Source organism: Adhaeribacter arboris, from assembly GCF_003023845.1.
GTDB lineage: Bacteria > Bacteroidota > Bacteroidia > Cytophagales > Hymenobacteraceae > Adhaeribacter > Adhaeribacter arboris.
The window spans coordinates 2,034,824-2,049,117 of record NZ_PYFT01000001.1; the positions used below are offsets into that span (position 1 = coordinate 2,034,824).

Genomic DNA, 14,294 nt, shown 5'->3' on the forward strand with positions numbered 1-14,294 from the left:
CTTGATTACCCATTCAAAACAACTTGCTTACCCAACCTGACGCATTAAAACAAATGGAATTTACTTGTTTGAGCCGGAACCCGCTAAATTGTTTTACTAAAAACCTCCATTCTGATTTATTAAATTATTAAAAAACCAAACCTTGCTTTCACCTCCAATTTTGCTCAAGTAAAATAAACTTATGCTGAAATTCCGTTCCGGTATTTGCGGCATTCTGGCTACATTTACTTAACCCCGGTACTATACCATATTTGAAGTAATTGAGGTATTATTAGAATACGTTTAACTAAACAACTATTTACAACCGATTAGAGAACATGAAAAACAATTTTTTGCGTTACTGCTGCCTGATTTTATTTTTTATAATTGTAACCCTATTTTCGGCGCAGGCCCAAACATCAGAACCGGGCAAGTACATCCTAGAACACGATGCCCAGGTAGCCAATGAACAACCTGGACCACACGATGGCGGTGGAAAAAGCATTGGTTACAGCTTTTTTGACGATGTAAAAGATTACAAAACTGCTTTTAAGAAAAGAACCTTAAAACCCGGCTCCTCTATAGGTTACCATCTGCAGCAAGAAGACGAAATTTATTATATTCTGAGTGGTACCGGCGAAATGAAAATGAACGAAAAAACTTTTGCGGTGAAACCCGGCGATGCTATTCTAACCCGTCCCGGCAGCTCCCACGGTCTAACGCCTGATAAAAATTCAGAATTGACTCTGATAATTGTTTACCCGAAAAAATAAAATTAACTGGTTCGCCCTTAATTGCTGGTGCTTGAGCTAAAATGTAAGGCGGGTAAATATTAAACGGAAGCTGTAAATAAACCAAATATTATAAAGAATAAGCGAGTGATTTTTTACCCATACTAGGTGAGTAACCAAACTTCTTTTTATAAGCGGCCGAAAAATGGCTAATATGGCTATACCCCACAAAATCGGCTACTTCGGAAATATTCATTATGTTGTTTTGCAATAAATCAGCGGCCGTTTGCATGCGTAAATGGTGAATGGCTTGGTAAACCGGGGTGCCGAATAACTTTTTGTAGCCATTTTTCAACTTAAACTCATTTAAACCAAACTGTTTGGCTAACTCGGCTAAGGTAATAGGCTTTAAATAGTTTTTCTGAATAAAAGCCTGAACCAGCTGCAACTTTTCCCGGTCCGCTTTAGGCAAACCGGCATCGGGTTTTAAATTACTAGTGGCCAAAACCTGTTCTATTTGCCAGGTAAACAGCTCCATAGCTTTCGCCTCCAGGTATAAGTGGCGGGTAGCTCCCTGCAAGGCACAGTGCTGAATATCCCGCAGCACCTGCTGAATACCAGTGGGCAAAGGAAGATCGGCTGGAGCTACTAAAAGCGGTTTTTTCATTTCGATGGCTTCTAATACCGGCCCAAAACGAGGATCTGTTGCATCGAGCAATGATTTAAAAAATCTCATTTCATAGTTCAAGTGCACCGCCCGGAAAACTCCCTGGTTAAAATAATGATTAGAAGAAGCATTGGGCGTGTACAGTAAATTATGCCTTTGGTGCCCAGGAGCCGTATTTTGATAAATCCCGGTAAAATGCGAACTAAAACTGCCTTCCAGCACAAAAACGGAACTAACTTCTTCCTGGGCTGTCTGGTTGGTTATCCGAAGGTCATTTTTAAGTTCAAAAACCATATCCAGTAAAGTAATATGCGGCATCCGGACTTCCTTAAAAGTGCAGGTACCATTATTAACTTCCGAAAAATGCGTTTCCTTAACTACGTACCGCGGCGATTGCTGCCGGTACTGATGGACCGGCTCAGAGAAATGCTCCAGAAAATTATCAATATCGGTTACCGTTACTTTATCCATTTTGCATAAATATGAATCCGTTTATCGTAAACCTTCCCGGGCAGATGCTCTTTAATTTTGTAAACAGTTAAACAGATACAAAATGACAACTCTACCCACTACTTCACTCAACCTAAAAACTACCACCCCCAGCTTCCTGGCGCAGCTAGGTTTACTCGTAATCTGCTATCCGGCAGGAGGTTACCTGTTATGGAAAAGTAATACTAAATTATGGAAAAAAGCAATTGCTTTCACCCTGACCTTACCTATTTTTCTGCTGTTATTCAGTTACTTCGGTATTTTGCTTTTTGCTTCCTTTCTGCCGGACTTAGATACTTCTCCCGTTAACCGGCCTGACCGCACCATTACCAACACCATGGGCGATTACACGGTTACTTTTTTAAAAACCAACCTGGAAACTAAAGGCGCTTACGAATTAGTAAAAGTAAATTTAGCTCCGAAAGGGGGCAACGATTGGCACTACCATAAAGCCTTTGTCGAAAAATTTCACGTGCTAGAGGGTGAACTTAAAATTGGGATGGAAGGAAATGAATTAACCTTACGAGCGGGTCAACGCGCCGAAGCGCCGGCGGAAGCCATGCATAAGTTTTATAACACTTCTAGTAAACCGGTAATTTTTACCGTAGAAATTAACCCGGGTCGTAGTTTCGAAAAAACGTTGCGGATTGGGTATGGCCTGGGCAATACCGGCCAGTCGGATAAAGACGGCATGCCTAACAATCCCTGGCACTTGCTGCTGCTACTGGGTTACAGCGAAAGTTTTTTACCTATTTTACCCGGCTTTATTCAGGAACCTTTATTTCCGGCTCTGGCTAAAATTGCCCAATGGAAAGGGGAAGGTAAAGCCTTGGAAAAATTTTATAAGTAACAGACGTATTTCCACTTAAACCAAAGTTTTTCTTGAGGAGTGAGAACCCTTACGTTCTTTAATATAAAAGCCGGCGCGAGGCTACTATCTGGTAGGCTTCCATCTTGGCAAAGTGGTAAGCTCTTGCTTTTCATGTTCATAAATCAAAGATCCATTTGCTTTGACTTCAAAATTTTCAGCTCTACTTGTTTAATAATCGCTGGCTGTAAATTTTTTTGATTAAACAAGTAATTAACTGATTGTCAGAAATAAAAAGTAAAAATTAAGCAATACTACCTATATAAATGAGTAATAGCCCTTATTCTGGCTCGCTCCTTAACCTGCTACCTTTGTGTTGTTCTAAATGCTAAAAATTATTTCTTAAATCATAAAAAAGAAAACCCTATTCTCCTTCTTCAAAAACTTAAAAACCATGAAAAATAAAAATCTGCAAAATTTAGTAAACAAAGCTATTTTATCGGCTTTATTGGTGGTAGTAACTTTTATGCTGCCTTCTTGTTTTCTTTTCGGTAACGACGACGACGAGGAGGATCCTAAACCGGATACTCCTCGCTCGGAAGTGCCCACCATTCTAGCTAAAAAATGGCTCGCCGGCCAATTCTCCATGACGGAGTTCTGGCAGTACGACGGCACATATTCCGGTAATGCTTTTGAGGCGGGCTTGGCTTTCGACTTTCAACCGAACGGCGATTGCGAGTTTTACCTGGTTGCCGGCGGCACTACGTACGGCTGCCGTACCGAACTTTTGGTGTACAAGAAAGGTACCGTGCAGTTTAACCAGGATAACCAGTCTTTTACTTTTTACCCTACCGAAGGCAGAAGCCGGGGATTTTACCGCGGTTGTGCTTCTTCTTTTAAGAACTACGATCAGAAGACCGAACAGAAAGATCTTAAGCCCGAAATTTATTACTATACTTTACAGAAAGACAGCAACGGCCAGGATCAACTCGTAACGCGTTTTGAGCCGAATAGTACTTCTACCACTACCTTCCGGACGGTTAACTGGTAATAAATTTAATTGTCGGTTATTCTTGCTGGAAGCAACCGGCTTTTTAGAGAAGATATTAGTAAGCCAAACTCTGGCGGGATGAACCAATGAATTAAGTTCCTTCCGCCAGAGTTTGGCTTACTATTTTTTACCTTGTGTTACTACTTGAGCTCTTAAGGTTAGTGCGAACGAAAATTCGTTTTAAGATATAAAATGCGGCAACTTAGTTTTGTCAGGAAAACGGAAAGGTTTATCAAAAGTGATGAAAAAAGCCACTGGCTACGTGTACAGTTTGGTCGAGCGTAAATACGTGTATTTTATTCTAAATGGAAAGGCGCTCTTAAAAATTGTTTTACTATCTAAGCTTTAAACTCTTCTTTTTTAGAAGCGAAGAATTTATGCCGCAGTGTTGGACACATTTTACGGATTATGAATGGCTTTTTTTGGAAAGTAAACTTTAAAGGTCGACCCTTCTCCAACTTTACTTTGTACTTCAATTGTACCTCCGGCATTATCTATGATTTTTTTAACCATGTATAACCCAATACCAGCACCTTCTACGTGATCGTGTAAGCGCATAAACATGGTAAAGAGTTTATGCTCCTGCGCTAAATTAAATCCTAAACCATTATCTTGAACGGTAAGTACTTTAAATTCAGTGGTTTCAGAAAAATCAATCCGTACGCGCGGAGCCCGGTCGGGAGCGTGGTATTTAAGGGCATTAGAAAGTAAATTATAAATAATACTGCGCAGGTTCTTTTCCGAAAATTGAAGGGTAGCCTCAGGAACTACCTCTACTCTAATCTGCGCCTGGGTGGCCTGAATGTCGGGGTAAAGATCTAGTTGCACATCTTTAATCAGGTCCACCAAGTTTATTTGCGAAGCTTCCAGGAGGCTTTCCTTCTGTAGTTTGGTAATATCCGTTAAATGGTGAATGGTGTGTTTAAAGCGCTGAACAGATTCTAAAACCAGATGCACAATTTCCTGGATTAGCTCTGACCAAGAATTTTCCTTGGACAACTGCCGCCGCAAAAGGCCAATTAATCCTTCAATGTTGAGAATAGGAGCTTTCAGATCATGGGAGGCGGTATAAATAAAATTATCTAAATCTACGTTGGTACGCGATAGCTGCCGGTTAATCTTTTGCAAACCTTCGTTCGCCAGCGCTAATTCCTGGGCCAGAGATTTAGCTTGCTGCTCACTTTCCTGCAAGGCTTTCCTAGCCTCTACCTGCGACGTTATATCGGTTACCATGGTATAAAAGCCGGCTACTTTTCCCTCCTGAATATCCGGCACATAATCCACACGAATATGCTTAACAAAATCATCCCGGTAAGGCATTTTGGCTTCAAAGGTTAGCCGCTCGCCCTGTAAAGCGCGTATAATTTTATCTTTCACTGTCTGGTAAGCCTTCTCTCCAACTACTTCGCGCACCGGCCGGCCCAGCAGTTCTTCGGGGTTTTGCAAAAACCAATCTTTGTACGCCTGATTCGCAAACCGGTATTTTTCTTCTTTATCTAAGTATCCCACTAAAACCGGCAAGGCATCGGTTACCAGTCGTAATTGGTGAGCGCTTGCTTCAGCGGCTTTCCGGGATTTGATTTGATCCGTAACATCAAAAGCAAAAATTAAAAGACCATCCACCTGGTTTTGCACGGAGTAACGCGCCTGCACGATGTAGTTAAAGTAATGATTTTCCAGCCTGCCGTCGGGCTCGCGTAATAAAGGAATAAGTAAGCCCCGCTCTTCGTAGGATTGGCCGGTTTCGTATACTTCCCGAATCCGGCGGTAAAGGGGATGTTTTTCCTTTTCGGCAAAATTTCCCATAAAAGGTTTGCCTAATTGCTGAAACCCCATGGCCAATTGCTGGTAAGTAGGATTTATGAACTCATAAACGAGGTCCGGCCCATCCAGAATACAAATGGCAACGGGTGCCTGCCTGAATAAACTTTCCAACCGATGTCTAATCTGCTCGGCTCCGCGGAGAGCCTCCTGTTCCCGTCTTAAACTGTCGCGTAGTTGTTCTTCCACTTGTAGCTTTGGAGTTACATTAATTACCGAGTGGATGAGGTAGCGTACCTGTCCGTTGGTACCGAGTACCGGCGTGTGGCGGATTTGCCAGTAATGGGTTATAAACGCACCTGGCTGATGCGGGTCCGGGGCATCAAAACTTACCCGTTCCATTTCGTGCGGTTGTCCGGTGGCTAGTACTTGTTCCAGAGAGGCTTGCAAATTATTTATCGCATTCACCTCGCGAGTGGCCGGACTGTTAGCCAGAGCTTCCAAAAAGTGATTACCTAGTAAACACTCTTTTTGCGCTTGGGTAGCCGTATAATAATCGTTGCTGATAGCCTCCACCACCAAGTCGGGGGATAGCAATACGTTAGCCCCCGGCAGGGCAATAAAAACGGACTCAAGATCATGGAACAGTCCATCCGTAGACCCTCCCCCCGGCGTAACCGACCCAATAGGTTTTGCGTCCTTGTTCAACATTCCAATAAGTGTAGATTAAAAGCGCGAAGTTAAATATAGGTAGTGGTAACGGATTTTTAGGAATTGCGGCTGATTATTCTGAAATATTTAAGTATTTAACCTCCAAAACCTTATAATGCGAATCTGATACTTTGGGTAAGCCGAAAGTACTCTTCTGAAAAATTTTTTTCATTGTTCACAAGCTGATTTCAGTTTCTACTTTGGATACCAACAGAAGGTCAGGTTTTAATTAAAATATCGGAAATTTTTTTTAAAAACTCAGGATTGCTGGAGTACCGAAACCCGGAATAGTATTTTTTTACCGCTTTTCTAATTACCGTTCTACCGACACAAACCAGCCAGAAATTCCCTTTCCGGTAAGGCAACAGTATAACCAAAATGATCTTTAAGGGAAATAAAAGCGGCTGTATTTGAGCAGTAGTACCTATAAAAATGAGCAGTTGCGCTTATTTTCCTCCGCGCTATTACCCGCTACTTTTGTACCGTTTTAAGACTTAATTACTTAACCAACCAAAAATAGAAACAAATCCATACATCTTATTTTAGAACTGCCTTCTACATTCACCCGACCTTAACCTGCTTACTACTATGAACAGTACCAGAAAACAAATGGTACCCACGAAACAATTATTTATCTTGCTGTTGCTGCTCTGCCTGTTGTTACAAGCAGGCTACAAAGCCCTCCATAATTCTGCCGCCCCCGCCAAAGTACCAAAGTCACTAGCTAAAGTTTGGCGGACAGGGCAATTTCCTCTGACTGAGTTTTGGGAATACCAAGGTAAGTTTCCAGGAAAAGCCTTCACCGCTTTTCAATTCAAGCCGGATGGAGAATGCGAGTTTTACCAGGTTACTGTAAATGATTCTCACGGTTACCGGCTGGAAACATTAGTTTACCAGAAAGGAACCGTACAATTTCACCACAATCATACTTTCACCTTCTATCCTACCGAAGGCAACTTAAGAGAATTTTACCATTTTTGTGATAATACGATTCAGAACTATAGCCAAAAAATCTCACCAAAGGACCTTATCACACAAACGTATAATTATTCAATTGAACCTAATGCTAAAGGCCAGGATGAATTGGTAATTAGAGGAGAGTTAGCGGATGGTAATAGTACTACTTTTCAGGCTTTTGCTTGGTAAGTAATTTGACTTTGGTTAGACCAAAAAGAAACTGTATTTTGACAATACATTATCTTACTGTCATTGATTGAATGCGTTTATATTGGCTTATACTTACAAATACGCATTCTAAAAACAATTTCCAGGGTTAAAATATATAATTAACCAGCCAAAACTTTAAATATAAAAAATAAGTCTCCAACTATTCTTTAGCCACAAACATAATTCTAAACCTTGTTTACCTTATAACTTCTCTACAGGATGAATAACCTTTGTAAAAGGCTTCTCCTCCCCTTCTACGTACCACTCCGCCAAAATACTCGATTGTTCATCCACGGTAAGAGAAAGCCAGTTACGGGTGCCTAGCAGGTGGCGCGAAGTACCGGGGAAATCTAACAAGCGGGCGGTAATGTTAGGGTTAACTTGTTCTATTCTACCGGCTAATAGCTTTTCCATCATGTACAGCACCAAAGTAGGCGGGGGCAGGTTTACCATGGCCGAGGAAGTGAGTTGGTGAATGACATTAGCCTCGGAGGTAGTTGCGGTGCCGGAATCAGATTCTAAATAACCCATAAAAGCTACGTGGGCATCGCCGGAAACAATGGTGACCCGGCAACCGGCTGCCTGGGAAAACCGAAACAAAGAATGAATGAAGCGGAGTCTTTCTTCCTGGTGCGCCAAACTGAGCCATTGGTCTTTTAAATCATCTTCCATCCGCTGTTGCCCTGGTTCCAGATCTAAAGCGGCTTCCAGTAAGGTTAAATCAGCATTTACAATCGGGATTCCGGACATTACCAGCAAGTGTTTGCATTTGGTAATTCCGGGTTGGTTGGGTGCGGACGACTGCTGCAAATTGTCCAGCCAGGCTTGCAATTGCGTCCAGGTTCCGGGACTCATTACTTGATTTTGGGTGCGTTCGGAGCGGAGGTCCAGCGCTACTATGGCCAAATTACCCAACCGATGCGCATACGAATAGCCTTCTGTCCCCATAAAAGTGGCGCCGCTTAGATCCTGATTATCTTTTGCCTGCAACTGAAACAACCGGAAATGTTTGCGGGCTTGCGCAAAAATTCCTTGAAATACCGCGCAGGCCTGCTGCTCCGGCGTGTACGAGCCCCAGCCATCAAAAATATCATGGTCGTCCCACATCATTAAAGTCGGAATCTGACTGAGCATGGCTGCGGGCTGTTTCTGGCTCCACATGTGCAGGTACAAGTGAAAATAAAAATGCTCTACCTGCTGCTGCATTGCTTCGGTAAAAGGAGCCGGCAAGCGTTTTTTTAAGGATTTGCTTAACCATTCCCGCAAGGGTTGAACATGATCCCAGACCTGGTCGGAATAAATCTGGTCGCCGCCGAGAAAAAACAAATGATACGGTTTTATCTGGTGTTGCTGTTGCAGCACTTTCCACATGGCATTCTTTTTCCGGACTTTGTTTAAGTCTTTCAGGTTGTACACCCCAAAACAAGAACCATAACAAATGCGCAACGTGGTATTTTGAGCCGGAATGAAATAGCGGTAAGTCGCGCCATTGTTCACCGTGTAATCAATGGCTTGCTCTATATTTGTTTGTGCTACCCACCAGTCTAAACGCCACACAAAATGATCGGCATAGGTTTTTAATAAAACAGCTTCTGCTTTAATAGAATGGGTGGAACTTGTTATAACCGTGAGTTCTGGCGGGGTGGCTTCGCCCTGAAGTACGAGTAAAGCCGAGGTATCCCAACGTCCTTCTTTTACTCCCCGAAACCCCAATACCGGACCAACAATTATTTTACTGGACATACACTTTGTTTTTCCGGTATAGGCATTTTCCGGCGGTTTGTTTCAAAAGGATAGAAAAAAGTGGAAATTACAAATTAGAAAAATGAGTCGTTACAGGCCAAACAGGGAAATTAAATAATAGCGAGAAAACTAGAAGAACCAGATAAGAATGGCCGGGAATTCATGCTGAAGCAAGCTTTTCCGGCCGCGAGCGTTTTTGCTCGTGGCTAAAATGTGGCAGGCCGCTGACCGGACGAACAAATAAGCTTTTCTGAATAGCAAATCAATCCATTTTCCATCGGCCAGAGGCCGGACAATGGGGCATCACGAGTGAGGACGCTCGCGATAGAGGCTATTTTTCTCTAAAACAAACTTAATGAACTTGCTTAAAGAGGCTTAAAATTAGAGGGAAGGCGTTTACTGATTCTACTATTATCCAGTAGAATCAGTAGGAAAGAGCCAAACGAGGTTCGCCGGCCACGAGGCAATTAGAGAGTGTTCAAACGCATCCGCACCGCCAAATGGAGACGGAGACCGGCTCCACTAAATACCAGGAATAACTTATTCGTTTAGTTCTACAAAAATTCAATCTAAATCAAATGCAAAAAAAAAAGCCGGCTACTTAAAAAGCAGCCGGCTTTTACTTGTTGGATATAAAAAATCAGGAATTCCCTTTTTTGCTGTTCACCCCGAAGGTAGTGGCGCCGCTACCCGGTTGACCATCATCCGAAATACCTTCGGCTAAGACCTGGTAAGTGGTAGTACGGTCGGCGGTGTAGAATGTAACAGTAGCTTTTCCTTGGGCATCGGTTTTTACGCGGGGGTTCCAGTATAAGGTAGTGCGCAGGTCGGGCTCGTTGCTGGCCGGAGTGGCCCCATCGTATTTCGGGCTATAAAATTCCCGTACCTTGCTGTAACCTTTGGCTTGGTGGATAATAATGTAAGTGCCTGGTTTCACCTCGGCTGGCTCGTCGTTGGTGCGGTTGGTAAATAAGGCAATTACGCCACCCGAAGCCCGGCCGCCGTAAATAGCCGAATTGGCCGCACTTTTTAAAATTTCAACCCGGCTCACGTCGAACTGGCTAATGCTGGAAAGAGTACTTTCGGATACAGGCATGCCATCCAGCAGGTACAAAGGCGCATTCATCTGGCCGCGAATACGCGCCCGGAATTGATTTTGACCGGTACGGTACACCTGCAAACCGGCTACCCGACCCTGCAAACTTTCAATAATATTACCCGAAGGCGCAATGGCTAACTCGTTGCGCTTAATCACTACGTCGGCTTTATCGTGCAGTTGAAACGGTTGCACCATGTCCTTCTCCCCTTTTACTTCTACGGCAGAAAGCAAAATGCCCCGCAAGGTATAATTATTTAAGTTTTGATCTACCGAGGCTAATTGATGATTGCTAGCCAGTAAGAAATCTTTACTGGTACTCGCCAGCAAGCCATCGGTCCAGTTTGGTACTGTGAACGTTGGAGTTTGCGGCACAAAGTTTTTCTCGTCCATTTTTACCCGCAAACGGTCGCGACGGCCATCAGCATCGGTACCTTGTACCACTACGTCAATTGTACCCGTAAAATCAAAACCATTGAACGCGAAGGCACCTTGTTGATCGGTTTCGGTGGTAATAAAAGCTTGGTGCTGGTCTTGCAGGTACAACAACGCTTCGCCACCTTCTACGGGCTTGTTTTTATTCGTTACTAACTTACCGGTAATAGATAAGTCCGTTTCGTTCGGATATTTAATGGTCGGGAAAGTACCCGCTATTGTTTCCTGCCAGTTGAACCGCCGCCATCCCTGGGTTAAAAGTAAATAATCCAACGCTTGTTTCCGGGACGGATTACTTTCGGCAAAATAATAACCCGGTTGCTCCACGTACCCGCGTAAATCGGAGGTTAAAAGCAAATGCGCTTTTAAGCTAAGTCCGTTTTTATGGTATTTTACCAGTTCGGTTTCGGTTATGGCCAGGGCAAAATCAGTAGCTACCGGCCGGCCTTTTTTATCTTGCGCTACTAACTGCATGGTTACTTTGTCGCGGCCGGCATAGGTTTTCTTATCGGTGGTAAGCGTTACGTTCAAGTCGTCCTGGTTATCGGCAAAAATTAAACGTTCGGCCAAAGGTTCACCGTTGGCCCGAGCTAAGTTAAAACGAACAATTCCCGTCGGAAACTTTGCTTTGGCTACGGTAAACTTGAATGTATGACCGGGTTGGATTCTAATATTTTCGGAATAGTGCAGGGCGTCGCGGCTAATGCCGGTTACTACTAACGATTCGGGCTGTGTTATTTTACCCGCTACCGAAATTTGCCAGTAAGTATTCTCATTGGTTTCATCTACCCGCAAAGTATAGCCAGCCGGCTTAGCAGCAGGCAGAGCATATTGACCTATTTTACCCTCTTTGGTTCTAACCTGAGCCACGTACCGGCGGCCAGCTTGTGGTTGTAGTTCAAAACCACCCATGCCCAAATGAGCGTCGGCGAAATCTACTACTTTTTGGCCTTTGTCATCGAAAACCGAACCATTAACCGCAACGCCGCCGCTGGAATTTACGGCTTTAAAAGCTACCCGGCTAGTTAATCCTTCCACTAAATCACCGCCCTCCGGGAAAAATTGAAAATCTATTTTACCGGCAACTCCGGTTGTATTGGTAGCAGCGGTATTCGCGCCTAAAATTTTAATTTCTTTGTTAAAAAACGTTTCCTCGCCAAAATTACGCAGCCATTGGGTATAGGCAACCAAACGGTAATTTCCCGCGGACAGGTCAGTAGGCAATTGAATATCGCCGGCAGCTTTTCCTTTTTCCGCTTTTAAAGTAAGTTGTTCTACAGGTTGGTTATCGGCATTCATTAAATCTACGTACAAAACGTTGCTTTTAGCGGAAGGGTGTAGACTGGCCGCATCCAGCACAAAGCCTTTCAGCCAAATGGTTTGGCCCGGGGCATAGTACGGCTTATCAAGAATCAGGTACACTTTTTCCGGGGCGTATTGGGTCCGGTAGGTATCTAAATTTGCTTTTAATTTTTGCAGCCAATCCGCGGGCGGACGGACAAACGCCAGCATTGCCAGGAGTAAAACCGGCAAAATATATTTGATATAATTAAGCTTTCTATTATTCATAAAATCCTGTATTAAGCTACTCTAGTGGCTTCTTTTTCTTCTATTATCTAAACAATAAAACGGGATCTATCATTCCCCAGTACAATTTTTAATGTATTTATTTTTATTCATTTAATCGATTTTTTTACCTTTCTGCAACTGACCAGGAGGTTAAATAAACTCTGGTTAAATACTATTTTGGAAAGGTTGAATGAAAGTAGTTGAGGGAAAAAGAAAAGTCATTTTTGCTGGTCAGATGTGAGGTCTCCTAAACCATATTACCAATTTTATTTAATCTTAAAGAGTCTTTTGTCCGTACAACGTAATCCCTGGCTTAACCGCCGGAGCGATTCTTAAATTTTTATCAAACCATAAAATAGAAAAGCATGTCTGACAAAGTAAATAATCAGGAAGGTGACAGCCAGGCCAAACACGACAGTACCGGTAAAGGAGTAGGCATAAGCGGACAGCAACCGGGCCAACACGAAGGTCCGGTAGCGGGTGGAGCGGATAATACCCGCGGTGAAAATAAACCCAGCCGGGAAGGACACAGCGCCGGCGCAAAAAAAGGCAAGAATAATCCGGAACATAACAGTCCCCAAGGTTCCCACGCTAACCCTTCGGATACCCGCGGCTCTGACAGCACGGAAAAAGAATTCCGGAATAATCAGCCTAACGCGAGTACGCTAAAAGGTTATAAAAATAACGAAGGTTCGTCGGGCAGCGAGCAAAGCGGCCAGGAGTAAGTAGTTATTAATTGCTCGTTGTTCGTTTCTGGATTCTTAAGAATCCAGAAACGAACAACGAGCAATTTGTTTTGCGGAAATTAATTTTTTTGAGGTACAAGCAGCCAAAATTTAAAAAATCAAACTTTTCCACTCCTTTCCTTTCCGAAATGCCTTTCTTCAACAAATCAGCCAACTAACTACCAGCAACGAACAACCATCAACTAAATTGGGTTGATTCTCGCACGATTAATTCACCGGTTAAGTTAATGTCCGCGGCTACGGAGTGTTGGCTGGAAAGTCGGCTAAGCATCATCTCATAACTGCTGGTTACAATTTCAAAAAGTGGTTGCTGATAAGTAGTAAGCGTGGGTTGTAAAACTTTACCATACTTCATATCGTCGTAGCCGGCTACCAAAACCTGCTTGGATACAACGGTACCCGTCTGCTTAAAGCTGGACATAATAACGGCGGCCGTAGAATCATTGGCGCACAATACCCCCGTTTTACCGGGCACAATCTTCATCCGGCCCACCAGGTGGGTATCCGAGGGGTCGCCGACGATAATATGTTGTTTGCTAAAAGGAATGTTGGCATCAAAACAAGCGCTGCTGCAACCGGCAATCCGTTTATAAATGCTGTTGGCCGAATTTTTCCGGTAAAAAAAGAAGATCTTTTCACACCCTGCATCAATTAAATGCTTGGTCATTACGTAACCGGCCTGAAAGTTATCTAAGCCAATTACGGGGTACTTGCTGCGGTTAGGAAAGGAGTATATATCTCTATCAATTAAAATGACCGGAATATTTTCTCTATCCAAAAGTTCGCAAACACTTTTGTTTACCAAACTTGCATTTTCGGTTCTTTCTAAAGGAGCAAAGAAAACGCCGCTTACCTTCTCTTCTAGGTATCTTTCGCATATTTTGGTTATGGTGTTCTGCCTAACCTGAGCATTATTGGCAATGGCTCCATCCCACAAAAATTTCAATTCTTTTTCTTTTTCAATGGCCAGAAAATAATCATGGATTGCCCCGAAAATTTCGGATTCCCCGGCACCCGGCAAAAGTAAGCCAAAGGTGTACCTTTTTCTTTCGCCATTAAAAACCACCGTGGTGCCTTGACCGGGTGTCTTTTTCAGCAAACCTTCTTTCTGTAAAGCATTGTATACTTTCGCTACTGTAGGGCGGGAAACCTGCATTTCTGCCGCCAGTTCCTTTTCTGTGGGGAGCAAACTACCGTATGGTAATTTTCCGTTTAATATATTCTCTCTAAATCTGCTAACAGTGTCACTAATCTTCTTGGCACTCATCCTACAATAGTTTTTATACAAATGTAAAGTAAATGCTAAAACATGCAAATACAAATCTTCTTTACATATCCTTT

Annotated in this window: 10 protein-coding genes; 5 read left to right on the forward strand and 5 right to left on the reverse strand. The window is 43.1% G+C overall.

All coding sequences use genetic code 11. The annotated features are described in order from the left end of the window. Positions 1-317: 317 nt before the first annotated feature. Positions 318-752: a cupin domain-containing protein gene (locus AHMF7605_RS08340; protein ID WP_106928247.1), complete on the forward strand. Its 435-nt coding sequence runs from the start codon at positions 318-320 to the stop codon at positions 750-752. A gap of 88 nt (positions 753-840) precedes the next feature. Here the strand turns inward: AHMF7605_RS08340 and AHMF7605_RS08345 are convergent, their stop codons facing one another. After that, entirely contained in the window at positions 841-1,848 is a 1,008-nt protein-coding gene (locus AHMF7605_RS08345) for a helix-turn-helix transcriptional regulator (RefSeq protein WP_106928249.1), read from the reverse strand. Between the two features lie 82 nt (positions 1,849-1,930). Between AHMF7605_RS08345 and AHMF7605_RS08350 the strand changes: the two genes are divergently transcribed. Continuing rightward, positions 1,931-2,716, forward strand: coding sequence for a cupin domain-containing protein (locus tag AHMF7605_RS08350; RefSeq protein WP_106928250.1), 786 nt, complete (start codon positions 1,931-1,933; stop codon positions 2,714-2,716). Between the two features lie 412 nt (positions 2,717-3,128). Next, complete coding sequence (locus tag AHMF7605_RS08355; RefSeq protein ID WP_106928252.1) at positions 3,129-3,725, forward strand: hypothetical protein; 597 nt, start codon at positions 3,129-3,131, stop codon at positions 3,723-3,725. A 399-nt stretch (positions 3,726-4,124) separates the two neighbouring features. Here the strand turns inward: AHMF7605_RS08355 and AHMF7605_RS08360 are convergent, their stop codons facing one another. Then, positions 4,125-6,197, reverse strand: coding sequence for a PAS domain-containing sensor histidine kinase (locus AHMF7605_RS08360; protein WP_106928254.1), 2,073 nt, complete (start codon positions 6,195-6,197; stop codon positions 4,125-4,127). 588 nt (positions 6,198-6,785) lie between these two features. Here AHMF7605_RS08360 and AHMF7605_RS08365 point away from each other — a divergent pair. Continuing rightward, positions 6,786-7,343 carry a hypothetical protein gene (locus tag AHMF7605_RS08365; RefSeq protein WP_106928256.1) on the forward strand — a complete coding sequence of 186 codons (558 nt, stop codon included), beginning with the start codon at positions 6,786-6,788 and terminating at the stop codon, positions 7,341-7,343. A gap of 222 nt (positions 7,344-7,565) precedes the next feature. Here the strand turns inward: AHMF7605_RS08365 and AHMF7605_RS08370 are convergent, their stop codons facing one another. Both AHMF7605_RS08370 and AHMF7605_RS08375 read right to left on the reverse strand, forming a co-directional pair. After that, a complete protein-coding gene (locus AHMF7605_RS08370; protein ID WP_106928258.1) occupies positions 7,566-9,107 on the reverse strand; it encodes an alkaline phosphatase D family protein in 1,542 nt (513 codons plus the stop codon). A 640-nt stretch (positions 9,108-9,747) separates the two neighbouring features. After that, the gene (locus AHMF7605_RS08375) at positions 9,748-12,207 is read right to left on the reverse strand and encodes a TonB-dependent receptor plug domain-containing protein (RefSeq protein WP_106928260.1); all 2,460 of its coding nucleotides are present in this window, start codon (positions 12,205-12,207) and stop codon (positions 9,748-9,750) included. Between the two features lie 365 nt (positions 12,208-12,572). Here AHMF7605_RS08375 and AHMF7605_RS08380 point away from each other — a divergent pair, with 365 nt between their 5' ends. Continuing rightward, positions 12,573-12,932, forward strand: a complete 360-nt coding sequence (locus AHMF7605_RS08380; RefSeq protein WP_106928262.1) for a hypothetical protein — start codon at positions 12,573-12,575, stop codon at positions 12,930-12,932. 199 nt (positions 12,933-13,131) lie between these two features. Here the strand turns inward: AHMF7605_RS08380 and AHMF7605_RS08385 are convergent, their stop codons facing one another. Next, positions 13,132-14,220, reverse strand: coding sequence for a GntR family transcriptional regulator (locus AHMF7605_RS08385; RefSeq protein ID WP_106928264.1), 1,089 nt, complete (start codon positions 14,218-14,220; stop codon positions 13,132-13,134). Positions 14,221-14,294: the final 74 nt, after the last annotated feature.